General features: G+C 69.3%; 17 protein-coding genes. 15 read left to right on the forward strand and 2 right to left on the reverse strand.

Annotated elements, in window-relative coordinates:
- Window positions 1–64: 64 nt before the first annotated feature.
- Entirely contained in the window at window positions 65–955 is an 891-nt protein-coding gene (locus tag KUV62_RS09755) for a helix-turn-helix domain-containing protein (RefSeq protein WP_222603512.1), read from the reverse strand.
- A 297-nt stretch (window positions 956–1,252) separates the two neighbouring features.
- Between KUV62_RS09755 and KUV62_RS09760 the strand changes: the two genes are divergently transcribed.
- The 13 genes from KUV62_RS09760 to KUV62_RS09820 all read left to right on the forward strand — a co-directional run bounded on the left by KUV62_RS09760 (window position 1,253) and on the right by KUV62_RS09820 (window position 14,142).
- Entirely contained in the window at window positions 1,253–4,681 is a 3,429-nt protein-coding gene (locus KUV62_RS09760) for a DUF2126 domain-containing protein (RefSeq protein WP_222603513.1), read from the forward strand.
- Between the two features lie 26 nt (window positions 4,682–4,707).
- Window positions 4,708–7,104: a circularly permuted type 2 ATP-grasp protein gene (locus tag KUV62_RS09765; protein WP_222603514.1), complete on the forward strand. Its 2,397-nt coding sequence runs from the start codon at window positions 4,708–4,710 to the stop codon at window positions 7,102–7,104.
- Window positions 7,105–7,109: 5 nt separating this feature from the next.
- Entirely contained in the window at window positions 7,110–7,988 is an 879-nt protein-coding gene (locus tag KUV62_RS09770; RefSeq protein ID WP_261395537.1) for a transglutaminase family protein, read from the forward strand.
- Window positions 7,989–8,308: 320 nt separating this feature from the next.
- Window positions 8,309–9,298: a hypothetical protein gene (locus KUV62_RS09775; RefSeq protein WP_222603516.1), complete on the forward strand. Its 990-nt coding sequence runs from the start codon at window positions 8,309–8,311 to the stop codon at window positions 9,296–9,298.
- An 86-nt stretch (window positions 9,299–9,384) separates the two neighbouring features.
- Window positions 9,385–10,131 carry a sulfite exporter TauE/SafE family protein gene (locus KUV62_RS09780; RefSeq protein ID WP_315901574.1) on the forward strand — a complete coding sequence of 249 codons (747 nt, stop codon included), beginning with the start codon at window positions 9,385–9,387 and terminating at the stop codon, window positions 10,129–10,131.
- 71 nt (window positions 10,132–10,202) lie between these two features.
- Entirely contained in the window at window positions 10,203–11,033 is an 831-nt protein-coding gene (locus tag KUV62_RS09785; RefSeq protein WP_222603518.1) for a 2-dehydro-3-deoxygalactonokinase, read from the forward strand.
- Between the two features lie 80 nt (window positions 11,034–11,113).
- Window positions 11,114–11,602: a tRNA (N6-threonylcarbamoyladenosine(37)-N6)-methyltransferase TrmO gene (gene tsaA, locus KUV62_RS09790; protein ID WP_222603519.1), complete on the forward strand. Its 489-nt coding sequence runs from the start codon at window positions 11,114–11,116 to the stop codon at window positions 11,600–11,602.
- Between the two features lie 178 nt (window positions 11,603–11,780).
- Window positions 11,781–12,596: an urease accessory protein UreD gene (locus KUV62_RS09795; RefSeq protein WP_222603520.1), complete on the forward strand. Its 816-nt coding sequence runs from the start codon at window positions 11,781–11,783 to the stop codon at window positions 12,594–12,596.
- 3 nt (window positions 12,597–12,599) lie between these two features.
- The gene (locus KUV62_RS09800) at window positions 12,600–12,902 is read left to right on the forward strand and encodes an urease subunit gamma (protein ID WP_222603521.1); all 303 of its coding nucleotides are present in this window, start codon (window positions 12,600–12,602) and stop codon (window positions 12,900–12,902) included.
- Between the two features lie 24 nt (window positions 12,903–12,926).
- Window positions 12,927–13,100 (forward strand): hypothetical protein, encoded by a 174-nt coding sequence (locus tag KUV62_RS09805; RefSeq protein ID WP_007797995.1) that lies wholly within the window; start codon window positions 12,927–12,929, stop codon window positions 13,098–13,100.
- On the forward strand, window positions 13,097–13,402 hold the full coding sequence (locus KUV62_RS09810; RefSeq protein WP_222603522.1) for an urease subunit beta: 306 nt from the start codon (window positions 13,097–13,099) through the stop codon (window positions 13,400–13,402). Before KUV62_RS09805 ends, KUV62_RS09810 begins: the two co-directional genes overlap by 4 nt.
- 1 nt (window position 13,403) lies before the next feature.
- Entirely contained in the window at window positions 13,404–13,715 is a 312-nt protein-coding gene (locus tag KUV62_RS09815; RefSeq protein WP_222603523.1) for an antifreeze protein, read from the forward strand.
- 31 nt (window positions 13,716–13,746) lie between these two features.
- Window positions 13,747–14,142: a hypothetical protein gene (locus KUV62_RS09820; RefSeq protein WP_222603524.1), complete on the forward strand. Its 396-nt coding sequence runs from the start codon at window positions 13,747–13,749 to the stop codon at window positions 14,140–14,142.
- Between the two features lie 98 nt (window positions 14,143–14,240).
- Here KUV62_RS09820 and KUV62_RS09825 read toward each other — a convergent pair whose 3' ends face one another.
- Entirely contained in the window at window positions 14,241–15,086 is an 846-nt protein-coding gene (locus KUV62_RS09825) for a c-type cytochrome (protein WP_261395539.1), read from the reverse strand.
- A gap of 150 nt (window positions 15,087–15,236) precedes the next feature.
- Between KUV62_RS09825 and ureC the strand changes: the two genes are divergently transcribed.
- Window positions 15,237–16,985, forward strand: a complete 1,749-nt coding sequence (ureC, locus tag KUV62_RS09830) for an urease subunit alpha (protein WP_222603525.1) — start codon at window positions 15,237–15,239, stop codon at window positions 16,983–16,985.
- A gap of 23 nt (window positions 16,986–17,008) precedes the next feature.
- Window positions 17,009–17,593 (forward strand): hypothetical protein, encoded by a 585-nt coding sequence (locus tag KUV62_RS09835; protein WP_222603526.1) that lies wholly within the window; start codon window positions 17,009–17,011, stop codon window positions 17,591–17,593.
- The last annotated feature ends 124 nt before the right edge of the window (window positions 17,594–17,717 follow it).

Genomic DNA, 17,717 nt, shown 5'->3' on the forward strand with positions numbered 1-17,717 from the left:
GAGGACACGCCTGCGTCTCCAGTTGTCGGGACGGGCCGCAACGGCGCAGGGCCAAGCGCTGCTCTCAGTCGCCGATGCCGAGGCGCTTCATCCGGCGGTAGAGCGTTGCGCGGCCGATGCCGAGATCGCGGGCGGCCTTGCTGACATTGCCGTCGGCGCGGGTCAGGGCGCGGATCACCGCCGCGCGTTCGGCGCGCTCGAAGCCCGAGGGGCCATCCTCGCGGCCGAAGAGATCCGCCGCCGGGCGCGGCTTCAGCGCGCCCTTGCTCTCGAGCTGAAAGGCGCGCCGCGCGCCGCGGGTCGCGCCCACCACGAGGTCGTCGCCATCCACCGCCAGCAGCACCGCGGTCTCGCCGTCGTCGCTGTCGCCCACGAGGATGCGGGCGTCGGGGAAGGAGGCGCGGAAATAGTCGGCCTCGATGCTGCGCGCGGTCTGCGCCACGGTGGCGGCGATCAGCCGGTTGAAGCCCTCGGTCTGGTCGGCGCGCGCCGACGAGACGTCGAGCGCCGCGACGATGCGCCCGTCGGGGCCGAAGATCGGCGCGTCCATGCAGCTCATGCCGATATTGCGGGCGAGGAAGTGATCGCCGCGATGGATCGTCACCCGGCGCGCCTCGGCAAGGCAGGTGCCGATGCCGTTGGTGCCCTCGGCGGCCTCGCTCCAGTCGGCGCCGGGGCAGAGCCCCCAGGCCTCAAAGGCATCGGCATCGCCCTCTGCGCAGCGCTGGTCGAGCACCAGACCCTCGCTGTCGGTCAGCAACACGCCGCAGCCCGAGCTCGCCACCAGCCCGAAGAGCTGGTCGAGCTTCGGCGCCGAGACCAGCAGGAAGCGTTCGAGCATGGCGCGGCGATGGGCGAGCGTGCGGTCCTCGAGCCGACGCGTGCCCTGCCGGGTGGCCGGGTCGAGCCCGTGATGCTGCATCGAGCGCCGCCACGAGGCGGCGAGAGACGACATGGCGGCAGCTCTGTCGGATGAGACGGTCTTGAAGACACGGTCGATATGGTCTGCCACGGGGGAAATGTCGGTGCTCCTCGCTGTCTGCGAAATGATCGGTCGGCGTGCGTTGCCGGGAGCCTAGCCCGCGCGGGGCGCGGCGCGATATGCGACCATCGGAGGAGGAGCGGGTGCCGCACGGGATCTGTGCAGCGCTCCGCCCCGGTCGCGCTACCGGAAGCGTCAGGCTTTACAAGGGCCTGTATCCAAGTTCTTGTGACGGTATCTCGCAGACAGCATCACGGGCGGACCGATCCCATGGCCATCACGGCAAGCATCCACCACCTGACCCATTACAAGTATGATCGCCCCGTGACGCTCGGGCCGCAGCTGATCCGCCTGCGACCGGCGCCGCATTCGCGCACGCGGGTGATCTCGCATTCGCTGAAGGTCGGCCCCGAGGGGCATTTCGTGAACCACCAGCAGGACCCCTACGGCAACTGGCTGTCGCGCTTCGTGTTTCCCGAGCCGGTAACGGAGTTCAAGATCGAGGTCGATCTGGTCGCCGACATGACGGTCTACAACCCGTTCGACTTCTTCGTCGATGAAGAGGCGCAGGAATGGCCCTTCGAATACCCGGAGGAATTCCGCAACGACCTGCGCATCTATTCCCGCCCCGACGAGGTCGGCCCGCATCTCGCGGCCTACCTGAAGAGCATCCCGCGCGATCCGGTCAACACGGTCAATTTCCTCGTCGACATCAACGCCAATCTCGAGAAGCACATTGACTACATCGTGCGCATGGAGCCCGGTGTGCAGACGCCGGAGGAGACGCTGCAGCACAAGCGCGGCTCGTGCCGCGACAGCTCGTGGCTCTTGGTGCAGATCCTGCGCAATCTCGGCTTCGCGGCGCGGTTCTGCTCGGGCTACCTGATCCAGCTGAAGCCAGACCTGCAGGCGCTCGACGGCCCCTCGGGCACGGATCACGATTTCACCGATCTGCACGCCTGGTGCGAGGTGTTCCTGCCCGGCGCCGGCTGGATCGGGCTCGACCCGACTTCGGGGCTGCTGACCGGCGAGAGCCACATCCCGCTGGCGGCGACCCCGCATTACCGCAACGCCGCCCCGATCACCGGCGGCTTCTCGGCGGCGGGCAGCCCGCATGTGAGCTTCGATTTCGACATGCAGGTCACCCGCGTGTCGGAGCACCCGCGCATCACCAAGCCGTTCTCCGAGGAGGCGTGGCAGGCGCTCGATGCGCTGGGCAAGAAGGTCGACGCCACCATCGCCGAGCAGGACATGCGCCTCACCATGGGCGGCGAGCCGACCTTCGTCAGCATCGATGATTTCGAGAGCGCCGAATGGAACACCGCCGCCGTGGGCCCGACCAAGCGAGACCGAGCAGATACGCTGATCCGCCGCCTGCGACAGCGCTTCGCGCCGGGCGGCTTCCTGCATTACGGGCAGGGCAAGTGGTATCCGGGCGAGACCCTGCCGCGCTGGACCTTTTCGCTCTATTGGCGCCGCGACGGGCTGCCGATCTGGAAAAACGCCGATCTGGTCGCCAAGGAGACCGCCAAGGGTGCCAATGCCGAGCAGGCCGACCAGTTCATGTCGGCCTTTGCCGAGAATCTCGGGCTCGAGGCCGATTACGTGCACCCGACCTTCGAGGATCCGGTCGAGTGGATCCTCAAGGAGGCGGACCTGCCGTCGAATGTGACCCCCGAGGACAGCAAGCTCAAGGATCCCGAGACCCGCGCCCGCATCGCCAAGGTGTTTTCGCGCGGGCTCGAGACGCCGGCGGGCTACGTGCTGCCAATCCAGCGCTGGCAGTCCAAGGCCAGGCCCGCGACGCGCTGGCGCTCGGAGCACTGGAAGACCCGGCGCGGCCAGCTCTTCCTGATCCCCGGCGACAGCCCGGTGGGCTTCCGCCTGCCGCTGGGCGCGCTGCCCTATATCGCGCCCTCGGCCTACCCCTATGTCTATCCCACCGACCCCTCGGTGCCGGTCAGCCCGCTGCCCGATTTCCATGCCGAGCGCGAAGAGCAGCGCAAGGCGTTGATGGACGAGCTCGAGCGCATCGCCAATGAGGCGGCGAAAATCGCCGAGGAGGAGGCCGCGCTCCTGCCCGAGGTGACCCCGGGCCACGAACAGCCGGTCTCCGAGGCGCGCGACGCCGGGCGGCGGCAGAAGATCATGGAGCAGGGCGTCGATCCGGAGGGCGGGCAGGTGCGCACCGCCATCGCCATCGAACCGCGCGACGGGCGTCTGTGCCTGTTCATGCCGCCGGTCGAGACGCTGGAGGATTACCTCGAGCTGCTGGCCACCGCGGAAGAGACCGCCGAGGAGCTCGGCCTGCCGATCCATATCGAGGGCTACACCCCGCCGCATGACAGCCGGATGAACGTCATCCGCGTGGCGCCCGATCCCGGCGTCATCGAGGTCAATATCCATCCCGCGCACAGCTGGGAGGATTGCAAGGAGATCACCGAGGCCGTCTACGAGGAGGCCCGCCAGAGCCGCCTCGGGGCCGACAAGTTCATGATCGACGGCAAGCACACCGGCACGGGCGGCGGCAACCACGTGGTCGTCGGCGGCGAGACGACGCTCGACAGCCCGTTCCTGCGCCGCCCCGACCTGATGCGCTCGCTGATCCTCTACTGGCTGCAGCATCCCTCGCTGAGCTACCTGTTCTCCGGCCTCTTCATCGGCCCGACCTCGCAGGCCCCGCGCATCGACGAGGCGCGCCATGACAGCCTCTACGAGCTGGAAATCGCGCTGTCGCATTTCCCCGGCCCGGGGGAGGGCGAGCCGCCGCAGCCGTGGCTCACCGACCGGCTGCTGCGCAACATGCTGATCGACGTCACCGGCAACACCCACCGGGCCGAGATCTGCATCGACAAGCTGTTCTCGCCCGACGGCCCGACCGGGCGCCTCGGCCTCGTCGAGTTCCGCGGCTTCGAGATGCCGCCCGACGCCAAGATGAGCCTCGCCCAGCAGGTGCTGATCCGCGGCCTTCTGGCGCGGTTCTGGAAGGCGCCGGTGCAGGGCCGCCCGGTGCGCTGGGGCACCACGCTGCATGACCGCTTCATGCTGCCCTATTTCGTCTGGGAGGATTTCCTCGAGGTGCTGCGCGACCTCAAGGGCCACGGCTTCGAGTTCCGCTCGGAGTGGTACGAGGCGCAGAAGGAGTTCCGCTTCCCCTTCGCCGGCGAGGTCGAGTACGAGGGCGTCCACCTGCAGCTCAACCAGGCGCTCGAGCCCTGGCACGTGCTGGGCGAGCGCGGCGCCATCGGCGGCACCGTGCGCTACACCGACAGCTCGGTCGAACGCATGCAGGTGCAGCTCACCGCGATGGACCCCGACCGCTACATCGTCACCTGCAACAAGCGGCCGGTGCCGCTGGCGGGGACCAAGGCGAGCGGCGTCAAGGTCGGGGGCGTGCGCTTCAAGGCGTGGCAGCCGGCAGAGGCGCTGCACCCGACGCTGCCGGTCAACGCACCGCTGGTGTTCGACATTTTTGATACCTGGACGGGCCGGGCGCTGGGCGGCTGCACCTATCACGTCGCGCATCCCGGCGGGCGCAACTACGACACCTTCCCGGTCAACACCAACGAGGCCGATGCGCGCCGTCTTGCGCGATTCGAGAAGATGGGCCATACCCCCGGCTCCTATTGGCCGGCACCCGAGCACCCGCATCCCGAGTTCCCGATGACGCTCGATCTGCGCCGGATGCCCGGCCTCTGAGCATCTTGCAGGATGGGGTGACCTCCATGGCGCCGGACCAGATGACCCGGTTCCTTTCCGGCTACGCCCCGATCGAGGGCGTGGCCGACGAACTGAAACGCCCGGACGGCTCGATGCGTCCGGTGTGGACGCCGTTGATGCGCCATCTCGCCGGGCAAAGCACCGAGACTCTGGCGCGCGCCTTTGCCCGCGGCGACCAGTACCTGCATGACACCGGCGTCTATTTCCGCCAGCACAACACGAGCGGGACAGGCACGGGCTCGACGGTGCGCGACTGGCCGCTGAGCCACGTGCCGGTGGTCATCGCCGAGACCGAATGGGCGGCGCTGGCCGATGGCATCGCGCAGCGCGCCGAGCTGCTCGAACGGGTGATGGCCGATCTCTACGGCCCCGGCGATCTGGTGCGCGACGGCTTCCTGCCCGCCGACCTGGTGGCGCAGAACCCGGAATGGCTGCGCCCGGTGGTGGGGATGACCCCGCGCTCGGGGCATTTCCTGCATTTCCTCGCCTTCGAGCTCGGACGCTCGCCCGACGGCAGCTGGTTCGTGCTGGGCGACCGCACGCAGGCGCCCTCCGGGGCGGGCTTCGCGCTGGAAAACCGCATGGCCTCGACGCGGATCTTCCACGACCTGTTCCAGAAGACCAATATCGAGCGCCTCGCCGGCTTCTTCCGCAGCTTCCGCGACGCCATGAACGGGCTGCGCGGCGAGAACGAGGGCAGGGTCGGCATCCTCACCCCGGGCCAGCACACCGACACCTATTACGAACACGCCTATATCGCCCGCTACCTCGGCTTCTCGCTGCTCGAATGCGAGGATCTCAAGGTGCAGGACGGCCGCCTCGCGGTGCGCACCATCAACGGCCCCGAGCCGGTCAGCGTGCTTTGGCGCCGGCTCGACTCGCGCTTCGCCGATCCGCTCGAGCTCGACGAGACCTCGGCGCTGGGCACGCCCGGCATGGTCGCGGCGCTGCGCGCGGGGGCAATGGACATGGTCAACTGCCTGGGGTCCGGCGTGCTCGAAAGCCGGGCGCTGATGGCCTTCCTGCCGCGCATCGCCCGCCACCTGATGGGCGCGCCGCTGCGGCTGCCCAACATTGCCACCTGGTGGTGCGGCCAGCCCAACGAGCGGGCCTACGTGCAGGCCAATCTCGAGCGCATGATGATCGGCTCGGCGCAATCGACCAAGCTGCCCTTCGACATCGAGGCCAACACCGCGGTGGGCGGCAAGTTTCCCTGCGGCGCCGACGAGACCGTGTCGGAGTGGATCGACCGCGAGGGCGCGCGGCTGGTGGGGCAGGAGGCGGTGACGCTCTCGACCACGCCGGCGATGATCGACGGCAAGCTGGTGCCGCGCCCGATGGTGGTGCGGGTGTTTGCCGCGCGCACGCCGAGCGGCTGGGCTGTGATGCCCGGCGGCTATGCGCGGATCGGGCGCAGCGGCGATGCCACCGCGCTCGGGATGCAGGCCGGCGGCTCGGTGGCGGATGTGTGGATCATGGCCGACCAGCCGGTGGTCCAGGACACGTTGACCACCCGCGACAGCGGCCCGTTCCTGCGCCGTCTGCCGGGGCTCCTGCCGGCGCGGGCGGCGGACAACCTCTACTGGCTCGGGCGCTATGTCGAGCGCGCCGAGGGCGGCGTGCGGGTGCTGCGCGCCTACCACCTGCGGCTCGAGGAATACGGCCGCCGCACCGTGCCGCTGGTCGACAGCCTCGGCAAGTTTCTCGAGAGCTACGGCTTCGACACCGACGAGGCGGTGCCCGACGCGCTGCTGAGCCATCTCGACGCGGCGACGACCTGCGCCAGCAAGGTGCGCGACCGCTTCTCCACCGACGGCTGGAATGCGCTCAACGATCTCTCCGAGAGCGCCCGCGAGCTCGCCACCCGCGTCACCCCCGGCGACGATGCCGCCCGCGCCATGAGCGTGCTGCTGCGCAAAACGGCGGGCTTCTCGGGCCTGGTGCACGAAAACATGTTCCGCTTCCTCGGCTGGCGTTTCCTGTCGATCGGCCGGGCGCTGGAGCGGGCCGATCACATGGCCTCGGTGCTGTCGAGCTTCGCCGGCGGCAACGGCCTCGCCGGCGGGCTCGACGCCGCGGTCGAGATCGGCGACAGCGTGATGACCCACCGCCGGCGCTACTCGGTCGAGACCACGCGCGACACGGTGCTCGACATGCTGGCGCTCGACCGCGACAACCCGCGCTCGATCCTGTTCCAGGTCGACCGGGTGCGCGAGGAGGAGGCGCGGCTTGCCGAGCTTTCGGGCCTGACCCAGATGGGCGAGGCCGGGCGCAAGATCCTGCTGCTGCAGACCGCGCTCGCGGTGGCGACGCCCGAGCAGATCACCGCCCGCCAGCTCAGCCGCACCCGGCGCGAGCTCGCCGCGATCTCGGAAGCGCTGACCGCGCAGTATTTGAGCTGATGCCCATGAGCCAGACATACGACATCACGCTGCGCATCGTGTACGAGTACGAGAGCCCGGCGGCGGCGAGCCGGACGCTGCTGCGGATGTTGCCGCGCACCCTTCCGGAGCAGCAGCTTCTGGCCGGCATGGTGACCACCGACCCCGCCCCCGATCATCGCATCGACGATCACGATTTCTTCGGCAATCCCTGCACCGAGCTGGCGCATGAGCGCCGCCTCACGGATATCGATTTCCTGTTCAAGGGGCGGGTGCTGCGCCGCGAGCCGCCGCGCGGGCTCGACCTGTCCTGCGCGGTCGAGGACGTCCCGCGCGAGGTGGCGCAGATCCAGAGCATCGCGCCCGAGAGCCCGCATCATTTCCTCGGCGCTTCGCCACGGCTGCGGCGCGAGCCCGAGATCGCCGCCTTCGTGCGCGACTGCGTCACGCCGGGGCTCTCGGCGCTGGCGGCGGTCGACGCGGTGAGCGCGGCACTGCACGAGGCCTTCTCCTTCGATCCCGGCGCCACCGAGGTCTCGACCACGCCGATCGAGGCCTTCCGCGCCCGTCGCGGCGTCTGCCAGGACATCAGCCACGTGATGATCACCGGGCTGCGGGCGCTGGGCATCCCGGCGGGCTATGTCTCGGGCTTCCTGCGCACCATCCCGCCCGAGGGCGAGAAGCGCCTCGAGGGGGCCGACGCCATGCATGCCTGGGTGCGTGCCTGGTGCGGGGCGGAGACCGGCTGGGTCGAGTTCGACCCGACCAATGCCATCCGCGCCGGCACCGATCACGTCACCGTCGCCATCGGACGAGACTATTCCGATGTCGCCCCGATCAAGGGATCGCTGCGCTCCTCGGGCTCGCACAAGACCACCCACCACGTCGACGTCGTGCCGGTCTGAACACGTTTACCATTGCGTAAGCCATCTGGGTCTACTCTGCCCCGGCACCGCTCGCGACGGGCGGGGCGCCGTGGTGGCGTGGCAGCGCCTTGACGGTGTGGCGCATCGGGGCGGTGTGGCGCATCGCGGCGGCGGCTTGATGGTCGAGCTGCGGCTTGCGCGTGAAACGGTGGCTTGTGGGCAAAGCGGCAGCTTGAGGATGAAGCGGCGGTTTGACGATGGAGCGGCGGCTCGAGCGTGAAGCGGATCGCGGCCGCTTGACGGCACGGCGGAGAGTGGCGGCGGCTGGACGGTAAGGCGGACTGGACGGTAAGGCGGATATGAGACGGATCGACGACAAACTGGCCAAGATCACGGCGGGCGATTACAGCCGCCGCGATTTCCTCATCACCTTCGCCAAGGATGCCGACCTGCTGCGCGGCTGCTCGGCCACAGGCCGCGACGGGCTCAACCGGCCGCGCCCGCTGGCCGCCTACCGCGCCGATGTGAAGCGGGTCATCGAGAGCGATCTTGCCGATATCGTGCTGACATCGCTCTCCACCGCCGAGATGCTGGCGGAAACCGGCGTCTATGCCCGCGCCAGCGCCACGCCCGCCGTGCGGCTCAATGATCCCACCGATACATGGCGGGTGCGCGGCGGCGCCTACCCGGCCTTTCCGGCGCTGCCGTTCCGCTCGTCGCGGCTCGACGCGGTCAAGCCGGTGTCCAATCTCGGGCTCTACGGCATGACCTTCTACAACGATCCGGTGCAGGATCATGCCACGCTGACCGCCTATTCCGAGTTCCGCGATCTCGCCAGCCGGGTCGGCATCCGGCATTTCCTGCAGGTTTCTGACCCGGCCATCGAGATCGACACCGGCGATGCCGATTACGCCGCCTACCGCAATGACATCATGATCCGCAGCCTTGCCGGAGTGGCGCGGCGCGAGCGGCCGATCTTCATCGAGGCCGAGTATCTCGGCCCCGCCGCCACGGAGGAGCTGGCGTCCTGGCATCCCTCGCGCATCGTCATCGGCATCACCGGCTGCCGCGGCGGCACCACCCGCGATTGTCTCGAGCGGCTGGCGCAGGCGGAGCGCTACGGGGCGCGGCTGGCGAATTTCAGCCGCGAGAGCTTCAACTGCGAGGATCCGGTGCTGATGCTGGTCGCGATGCGCCGGGTGATCCGCGACGGCATGTCTTCCTTCGAGGCGGCCCGCGCCTATCATGACGATCTGAAGGCGGCCGGGCTCAGGCCGAACCGCCCGCTGCAGGACGACACCGAGCTGACCTGCCCGCTGCTGAAACAGCATGCCCTCGAAGCCGCCTGACGGCTTTGGCCTTTTCGCCGCCCCCGGTCCGGTGCATGACGGGCGCAGTGGCGCGGCGCAACGAAGGGCAGGCTTTGGAACAGACGGTGGCTTTCTGGATCGCGGCGGCGGTGGCAACGCTGTTTGTCGGCATGTCGAAGGGCGGTTTGCCGATGGTGGCGATGCTCGGGGTGCCGATCTTGTCGGTCTTCATCCCGCCGCCCGCGGCCGCCGGGCTGCTGCTGCCAATGTATATCCTCGCCGATATCTACGCCGTCTGGCTGTTTCGCGGGTATTACTCGGCCCGCAACCTCAAGATTCTGATCCCCGCCGCCGCGATCGGGATCTTCGTCGCCTTCCTGTTGATCTCGCGCGTGCCGGTAGAGGCAACCAAGCTCGTGGTGGCGCTGATCGGGCTCGGCTATCTGGGCGATGCGCTGCGCAAGCGGCTCGCGGGCGACTTCGCCGCCCGCCCGGCGGATGTGCCGCGCGGGCTGTTCTGGGGCGCGCTGGCCGGTTTCACCAGCTATATCAGCCATGCCGGCGGGCCGCCGTTCCAGGCCTATACCCTGCCGCAGAAGATGCCGAAGATGATGTTTGCGGGCACCGCCACCATCACCTTCGCCTGCATCAACTGGATGAAGCTGCCGCCCTACATCCTCGCCGGGCAGCTCGACTGGCAGAGCCTGAAGCAGGTGGCGGTGCTGGCGCCGCTGGCGCTTTTCGGCGCCTGGACGGGCTATCGCCTGACCCGCTGGCTGCCCGAGCGCGCCTTCTTCGTGCTGGTCAACGTGGCGCTGGGGCTGCTCTGCCTCAAGCTGCTGGTCGAGGTCGGGCAGGCCTGGTGGCCCTGAGCCGAGGATCGCGCCGGCCTTGAACCGGGGCCGCGCCGGGCGTACCTGTCGCGCGACAAGGAGGCCTGCCCATGACAACGCCCGACTGGATCGCCGCCGAACTGAGGCAAAGCCGCCTGCGGATCTGGCAGATGGCTGCGGATGACACCGTGCTGGCGCAGACCGAGTGCATCGCCGAGGGCGGTGAGGATCTCGCGCGCACGCTCGGCCACGCGCTGCCCGGCCTCGCCGCGGGAACGCCCGTCGTGCTCAGCGGCGCAGCGCAGCTGCCCTTCGCCGCGGTGCCCTGCGCGCCGCCGAAGCTGGCGCAGGCGCAGCGCGACGGTGATCTGCAACGGTTGCCCGGCATCGCGCAGCAGCGCCCGGTCGATGTGCTCCAAGGCGAGGAGACCCGGGTCGCGGGCTTCCTCGCGCTCAACCCGCGCTTCGACGGGGTGATCTGTCTGCCGGGCTCGCAGAGCCGTTGGGTGCATGTGAGCGCCGGCGAGATCGTCAGCTTCCGCAGCTTCCTGACCGGCACGCTCTTCGAGCTGCTGGGCACGCCGGAGGCGCTGGAGGTCGAGGAGCCGGGCGCGTTCGACGAGGACGCGCTGCTGCAGGCGGCGGACCAGGCGATGGGCCGACCGGCGAATTTTGCCGGCGAGCTTGCGGTGATCCGCGCCGAGCGGCTGCTCAGCGGGCTTGCGCCGCGCCTTGCGGCGTCGCGCGCGATGGGGCTTCTGGTGGGCATGGAGCTTGCCGCGGCCAAGCCCTACTGGCTCGGCCAGAGCGTCGCCATTCTTGCTGAGGGCAACGCCGCGCAGCCCTACCGGCTGGCGCTCGAGGCGCAGGCGGTGCCGGTGGTGGTGGCCGACGGGGCGCGCATGGCGCTCGAGGGGCTGAAGGCCGCGCGCAAGGGCTGAACGGCGGCTGAGCGTATGGCGGCGTCGGGCGCTTGGCGCTAGGCTGCGCGCAACACCGGGTATACACGAGGAGATCCCTGATGTCGGACGAGGCCGAGATCCGCCCCGGAGAGACCACGCTCGATCTGCCGCCCGCCGATGACGCGCGGCTGCGCTTCATCGGACGGATCCGCACGCCCTTCCAGACCCGCGACGATTGCCCTCGGCAGGGCGATCCCGAGGCCGGGCCGGACTGCCGCGTCGAGCTCGATCCGCGTCTCGAGCCGGCGCTTGAAGGCGTCGAGGGCAAGGGCTGGCTCGAGCTGCTCTACTGGCTCGACCGCTCGCGCCGCGACCTGCTGACCCAGCGCCCGCGCGGCAGCGACGGGCCGCGCGGCACCTTCAGCCTGCGCTCGCCACAGCGCCCGAACCCGATCGGCAGCTCGGTGGTGCGGCTTCTGCGCCGCGAGGGGCCGGTGCTGGTGGTACGCGGGCTCGACTGTCTCGACGGCACGCCGCTGCTCGACCTCAAGCCGGCGCGCTGCGACCAGGGGGTGAGGGCGCGGGCCGAGAACGGGCGGGACGGGTGATTTTCTCGAAGCCCATTTTTCGGGCGCTTCTTGGAAATCTGCCTTTCGTGTGCGCATTTGGGCCGGGCGCGCTCCCTGCAAAGCGCGGCGCGGCGGGGCGCTTGCTTGCTCTTCCCGCAGGGTCTGCCAAGGGTGCCTGCCGCAGGAGGGCCGCGCCATACCATACGATCAGCCGGATATGACCGCGCCCGCCGCCAGTGCCGCGCAGCGCGCCAGAGGCAAGGCCCGGCTCGGCGCCCGGCTGCGCAACGGCCGCTCCGTGATCTCCGACCTGCACATGTCGGGCAGCTCCAAGCTGCTGTTTCCGCGCGCGAAAGACGCGCTGCAGGCGGTCTATCTCAACAGCTCGGGCGGGGTCACCGGGGGCGATGCGTTCGAGGTCGCGGCCGATGTCGCGCCCGGCGCGCACCTGGTGATGACCACGCAAGCCGCCGAGCGCGTCTACCGCGCGCTGCCCGCCGAGACCGGCCGGGTCGAGACCCGGCTGGGCCTCGCCCCCGGGGCGCGGCTCGACTGGCTGCCGCAAGAGACCATCCTCTTCGAGGGCGGGGCGCTCGACCGGCGGCTGAGCATCGACATGGCGGCGGACGCAAGGCTGACCGCCTGCGAGGCGCTGGTCTTCGGCCGTCACGCGATGGGCGAGGTGCTGCACGACCTGCGCCTGCGTGACCGCATCGACCTGCGCATCGATGGCCGTCTGGCCTTTGCCGACCGGCTGCACCTGCGCGGCGACGCCGCCGCCACGCTGGCGGATCCGGCGATTGGCAACGGCGCCGGCGCGGTTGCCACGGTGGTCCATGCTGCCCCCGGCGCGGCCACGATGCGTGACGCGCTGCGCGAGATGCTGCCGGTGTCGGCGGGCGTCTCGGCGCTCTCCGAGGAACTTCTGGTGATCCGTCTGGTTTCCGTTGACGGCTACACCCTGCGGGGCCACCTTGCCCCTGTCCTGCGTCGCCTGAGCGGCGCCGAACTTCCACGACCCTGGATGATCTGACCCATGCAATTGACCCCCCGCGAAAAGGACAAGCTGCTTGTCGCAATGGCCGCCGAGGTGGCGCGCAGACGCCTCTCCCGTGGCGTGAAGCTCAACTACCCGGAGGCGGTCGCGCTGATCACCGACGCGGTGGTCGAGGGCGCCCGCGATGGCCGCTCCGTGGCCGAGATGATGGAGGCCGGTGCGCAGGTCATCACCGCCGAGCAATGCATGGATGGCATCCCCGAGATGATCCACGAAGTGCAGGTCGAGGCCACCTTTCCCGACGGCACCAAGCTGGTCACCGTCCACAATCCGATCCGCTGATCTCCCCTCAGAAGGACACGATAGATGAAATACGCTCTCCCTCTCGCCCTTGTCGCCGGTCCGGCGCTGGCCCATTCCGGCGATGCGCCGCATGTGCACCCGCATGACGGGGCCTCGTGGCTGATCGTCGTGGCGCTGCTCGGCGTCGTGGCGGTGGGCGCACCGCTGGCGCTGGCGCGCCTCCGGGGCCGCAAATGATCCCGGGCGAGCTGATCCCCGCCGAGGGCGAGATTACCCTCAACGCCGATCGCGATGCGATCACGCTGATGGTGGCGAACACGGGCGACCGTCCGGTGCAGGTCGGCTCGCATTACCATTTCGCCGAGACCAACCCGGCGCTCGATTTCGACCGCGACGCCGCGCGCGGCATGCGGCTCGACATTGCCGCCGGCACCGCCGTCCGCTTCGAGCCGGGCCAGCGCCGCGAGGTCAACCTGATCCCGATCTCCGGGGCCCGGAAGATCTATGGCTTCAACCAGAAGATCATGGGGGCGCTCTGAGATGTTCAGCCAGATGCTGGAATGGCAGCGCAGCGCGCTGAAAGTCGCCTCGTTGGCGGCGGAGGCGCAGCAGGTGGTGGCCTACCGGACGCTCGGCATGGCCGGCCTGTGGTCGGTCGATCCGTCCGAGAGCATGCGCATGGTGACCGAGAAGACCCCGGCGCTGATGCAGAGCTGGTGGGATGCCAGCCGCGCCGCGATGGGCGGGGCCGCGCCGGAGCGCGTGGTCATGGCCTGGGCCGGACCGCTGGAGCGCAAGGCGCGCTCCAACCGCAAGCGGCTCGCCAAGCGCGGGCCGAACCTGACCTTCTGAGCCGAGCCGCAACCACGAGGAGGATGCCTTGATGCTGCCGATGCCGACCTACTGGGGATTTGCCGCCATGCAGATGGGCGTGCAGATGATGAGCCTGCAGATGCGCATGGCCCAAGCCGTCTACGAGGCCGGGGTGATGCAGCAGAAGGCATTCTGGGGCGTGCGCCCGCCGCTGGCCTCGGTGCTGCCGAGCATGGCGGCGATGCGGGGCCCGGTCAGCATGGGGATCTGCGGCCCGGTGGCCATCGCCGGTGGTGGCCGCCCGCTGCCGCGTCCGCGCGCCGGGCGCTCCAGCGCCGCGCTGAAGGCCGTGCCCAGCAGTGCCGAGGTCGCGCCCAAGACGCGCCGCCACCGTGCGCCCTCGACGCCGCCGGAGATGCCGGTGGCCGTCGCCGCCGAGGGCGGCGACGACAAGACCCCGGTCTGAGACCGGACCTGCCGATGACCCGCCGTCCGACCGCTCCCGTCAGGCCCGCGAGGGCGCCCGCGCGCCGCGCTGGCCCCGGCGTCGTGGCGGGTGTCGTGTCAGGCGTCGGGCAGCGGTGGCAGGCTGCGCAGGTAGAGGATCACCGCGTCGAGATCCTCGGGCGTGGTCTGCGCGAGGTAGCCATAGGGCATCGGCGGGAGCATCGGGCTGCCATCGGGGCGCTTGCCCTCGGTGATCATCGTCTTCAGCTCGGCATCGCTGTAGCCCGCCAGCCCGTCCTCGTGGCTGGTCAGGTTGGCGGCGGTCGAGGTGCCCCACGGGCCGTGGAACTCAAACCCGCCCTTGCCGAGATGCTCGGCGTCGAGCATCGGCCCCTGCGGGCTCATCGGCGAGTGGCACTCCATGCAATGCATCACCGGCCCCGCCAGGTAGGCGCCGTATTCGACGGTGACCCCGCGCTCGGGCGCGCTGACGCTCTCGACGGGCGGGCCGTAGGCCGGGGGCAGGGGGATGGTGTACTCGGAGGCCGGGACCTCGTTCTCGAGCGGCTCGAGCGTGCGCAGGAAGGCCACCATGTCGGCGAGATCGTCGTCGTCGAGGCCGCGATACATGGCGAAGGGCATCGGTGGGCCGATCAGGCTGCCATCGGGGCGGATGCCCTCGCGGATCGCCCGCGCCAGCTCGGCATCGCTCCAGTCGGCGATCGCGCCGGCCGGTGTGATGTTGGGCGCGTAGGCGGTGAAGCCCGGGTTCTTGTCGACCAGCCGACCGGCCAGCTCCATCCCCGCCACCGGGCCGTCTGGCCCCATCGGCGTATGACAATTGCCGCAGCCCGCCGGGCCGCGCACCAGATATTCGCCCCTTGCGAGGTCGGGTTCCGCCACCGCGCAGCCCGTCCAGGCTCCGACGCATGCGGCCATCGCCGCCAGTCTGTTGAGAGTCATCGTGTTCTCCATCCCTGTCGTGCGCTGAGATTTTCCGCAGATAACGCGCACGTGATATCCACCTTAGCAGGCCACCCGAATTCGGCGAAGCGCCATGACGCGCGCCGCTTCGGGGCGGCGCCTGCCTGACAGCCGAGGAAAGACCCAGACATGCCAGCCACGATCTCCCGCGCCGACTATGCCGCCATGTTCGGCCCCACCACCGGCGACAAGCTGCGCCTCGCCGACACCGACCTGATCATCGAGGTAGAGCGTGACCTGACCGCCGAGGCGGTGGGACAGGCCGCGGGCGGCAACAGCCCGGTCTATGGCGAGGAGGTGAAGTTCGGCGGCGGCAAGGTGATCCGCGACGGCATGGGCCAGAGCCAGGCGACACGGGCCGAGGGCGCGGTCGACACCGTCATCACCAACGCGCTGATCGTCGACCATACCGGCATCTACAAGGCCGATGTCGGGCTCAAGGACGGCCGCATCCACAAGATCGGCAAGGCCGGCAACCCCGACACCCAGCCCGGCGTCAACATCATCGTCGGCCCCGGCACCGAGGCGATCGCCGGTGAGGGGCGTATCCTGACCGCCGGCGGCATGGACAGCCACATCCACTACATCTGCCCGCAGCAGATCGAGGACGCGCTGCACTCGGGCCTGACCACCATGCTGGGCGGCGGCACCGGCCCCGCGCATGGCACGCTGGCGACCACCTGCACGCCCGGGCCCTGGCATATCGGGCGCATGATGCAGGCCGCCGACGCCTTCCCGATGAACCTCGCCTTCGCTGGCAAGGGCAACGCCTCGCTGCCGGCGCCGCTGGAAGAGCAGATCAAGGCCGGCGCCTGCTGCCTCAAGCTGCACGAGGACTGGGGCACCACCCCCGCCACCATCGACAACTGCCTGAGCGTTGCCGATGCCTGGGACGTGCAGGTGATGATCCACACCGACACGCTCAACGAGTCCGGCTTCGTCGAGAACACCGTCGGCGCCATGAAGGGCCGCACCATTCACGCCTTCCACACCGAGGGTGCGGGCGGCGGGCACGCGCCCGACATCATCAAGATCTGCGGCGAGGAGTTCGTGCTGCCGAGCTCGACCAACCCGACGCGGCCCTACACTGCCAACACGCTGGAAGAGCATCTCGACATGCTCATGGTCTGCCACCACCTCGACAAGTCGATCCCCGAGGACGTGGCCTTCGCCGAGAGCCGCATCCGGCGCGAGACCATCGCCGCCGAGGACATCTTGCACGACATGGGGGCCTTCTCGATCATCGCCTCCGACAGCCAGGCGATGGGCCGCGTCGGCGAGGTCATCATTCGCACCTGGCAGACCGCCGACAAGATGAAGAAGCAGCGCGGCCGCCTGTCGGACGAGACCGGCTACAACGACAATTTCCGCGTCCGCCGCTACATCGCCAAATACACCATCAACCCGGCCATCGCGCATGGCGTGTCGCAGGAGATCGGCTCGATCGAGGTCGGCAAGCGCGCCGACCTGGTGCTGTGGTCGCCGGCCTTCTTCGGGGTGAAGCCCGAGATGGTGCTGATGAGTGGCACCATCGTCTGCGCCCAGATGGGCGATCCCAACGCCTCGATCCCGACGCCGCAGCCCGTCTACTCGCGCCCGATGTGGGGCGCCTATGGCCGCTCGGTAGAGAACTCTGCGGTGATCTTCGTCTCCGAGGCGGCGCAGGCCGAGGGCATCGGCGCCTCGCTGGGCCTCGCCAAGCAGACGGTTGCGGTGAAGAACACCCGCGGCATCGGCAAGAAGGACCTGATCCACAATTCCGAGACGCCCGAGGTCGAGGTCAATCCCGAGACCTACGAGGTGCGCGCGAATGGCGAGCTGCTGACCTGCGAGCCGGCCACCGAGCTGCCGATGGCGCAGCGCTATTTCCTCTACTGAGGCAACGGGGTAGGGGGCTCGTCATGAAGCTCTTTCTCCCCCTCCTCGCGCTGGCGCTGCCCACCGCGGCGCCGGCGGTCTGTCCCACCGCCCGCGATCTCGACACCGGGATCCTGTTTCGCACCCTCGACGGCGATACCGAGCTGTTTCGCCGGGTCAGCGACAACGTGGTGCAGTCGGTCTACACCAGCGGCAGCGAGGAAAGCCGGGTGCTGCTGGGGCAGGGGCTCTACGTGCTCGACAACGTAGCGCTGGTCGATGGCGAGGTGCTGCCCGACACGCAGGTGCAGTTCTCCTACCCGGTGCCGGTTGCCGAGATGCCGCTGCCGCAGCCCGAGGGCGGCTGGTCGGTCGATGTTACGGTCGAGGAGGCGGGCTATTCCGAGCCGGAGGAGCAGACCTATGCTTTTGGTCCGATGACCGAGATCGGCGTCGGCAATTGCACCTTCGACATGATTCCGGTGATCCAGACCTACAGCCCCGACCCCTACGAGGTGACCGACTACGTGAACTGGCTTCCGGAACTCGGAGTGTCCTACCTGGTGCAGTCCAGCCATGCGCATGGCGAAGACCGGTACCGGTTCGTCAGCGTCGAAGCGGTGCGATAGGCGGGAAACCAGTGGAAAGTTTAATATTGAACCATCTGCGACCTATGCACCTGCAGAAACCCGACAATGCAGATGCAGCATTTGAGAACTCGGACAGCATCGCTTACCTTGTTGGCAAGGGAGG

Source organism: Salipiger bermudensis, from assembly GCF_019801965.1.
GTDB lineage: Bacteria > Pseudomonadota > Alphaproteobacteria > Rhodobacterales > Rhodobacteraceae > Salipiger > Salipiger bermudensis_A.

Bases quoted from the DNA above. Each gene is read 5' to 3' on its own strand.
- KUV62_RS09755 (WP_222603512.1), bottom strand. From the start codon at position 955: ATGTCGTCTCTCGCCGCCTCGTGGCGGCGCTCGATGCAGCATCACGGG.
- KUV62_RS09760 (WP_222603513.1), top strand. From the start codon at position 1,253: ATGGCCATCACGGCAAGCATCCACCACCTGACCCATTACAAGTATGAT.
- KUV62_RS09765 (WP_222603514.1), top strand. From the start codon at position 4,708: ATGGCGCCGGACCAGATGACCCGGTTCCTTTCCGGCTACGCCCCGATC.
- KUV62_RS09770 (WP_261395537.1), top strand. From the start codon at position 7,110: ATGAGCCAGACATACGACATCACGCTGCGCATCGTGTACGAGTACGAG.
- KUV62_RS09775 (WP_222603516.1), top strand. From the start codon at position 8,309: ATGAGACGGATCGACGACAAACTGGCCAAGATCACGGCGGGCGATTAC.
- KUV62_RS09785 (WP_222603518.1), top strand. From the start codon at position 10,203: ATGACAACGCCCGACTGGATCGCCGCCGAACTGAGGCAAAGCCGCCTG.
- tsaA (WP_222603519.1), top strand. From the start codon at position 11,114: ATGTCGGACGAGGCCGAGATCCGCCCCGGAGAGACCACGCTCGATCTG.
- KUV62_RS09795 (WP_222603520.1), top strand. From the start codon at position 11,781: ATGACCGCGCCCGCCGCCAGTGCCGCGCAGCGCGCCAGAGGCAAGGCC.
- KUV62_RS09800 (WP_222603521.1), top strand. From the start codon at position 12,600: ATGCAATTGACCCCCCGCGAAAAGGACAAGCTGCTTGTCGCAATGGCC.
- KUV62_RS09805 (WP_007797995.1), top strand. From the start codon at position 12,927: ATGAAATACGCTCTCCCTCTCGCCCTTGTCGCCGGTCCGGCGCTGGCC.
- KUV62_RS09810 (WP_222603522.1), top strand. From the start codon at position 13,097: ATGATCCCGGGCGAGCTGATCCCCGCCGAGGGCGAGATTACCCTCAAC.
- KUV62_RS09815 (WP_222603523.1), top strand. From the start codon at position 13,404: ATGTTCAGCCAGATGCTGGAATGGCAGCGCAGCGCGCTGAAAGTCGCC.
- KUV62_RS09820 (WP_222603524.1), top strand. From the start codon at position 13,747: ATGCTGCCGATGCCGACCTACTGGGGATTTGCCGCCATGCAGATGGGC.
- KUV62_RS09825 (WP_261395539.1), bottom strand. From the start codon at position 15,086: ATGACTCTCAACAGACTGGCGGCGATGGCCGCATGCGTCGGAGCCTGG.
- ureC (WP_222603525.1), top strand. From the start codon at position 15,237: ATGCCAGCCACGATCTCCCGCGCCGACTATGCCGCCATGTTCGGCCCC.
- KUV62_RS09835 (WP_222603526.1), top strand. From the start codon at position 17,009: ATGAAGCTCTTTCTCCCCCTCCTCGCGCTGGCGCTGCCCACCGCGGCG.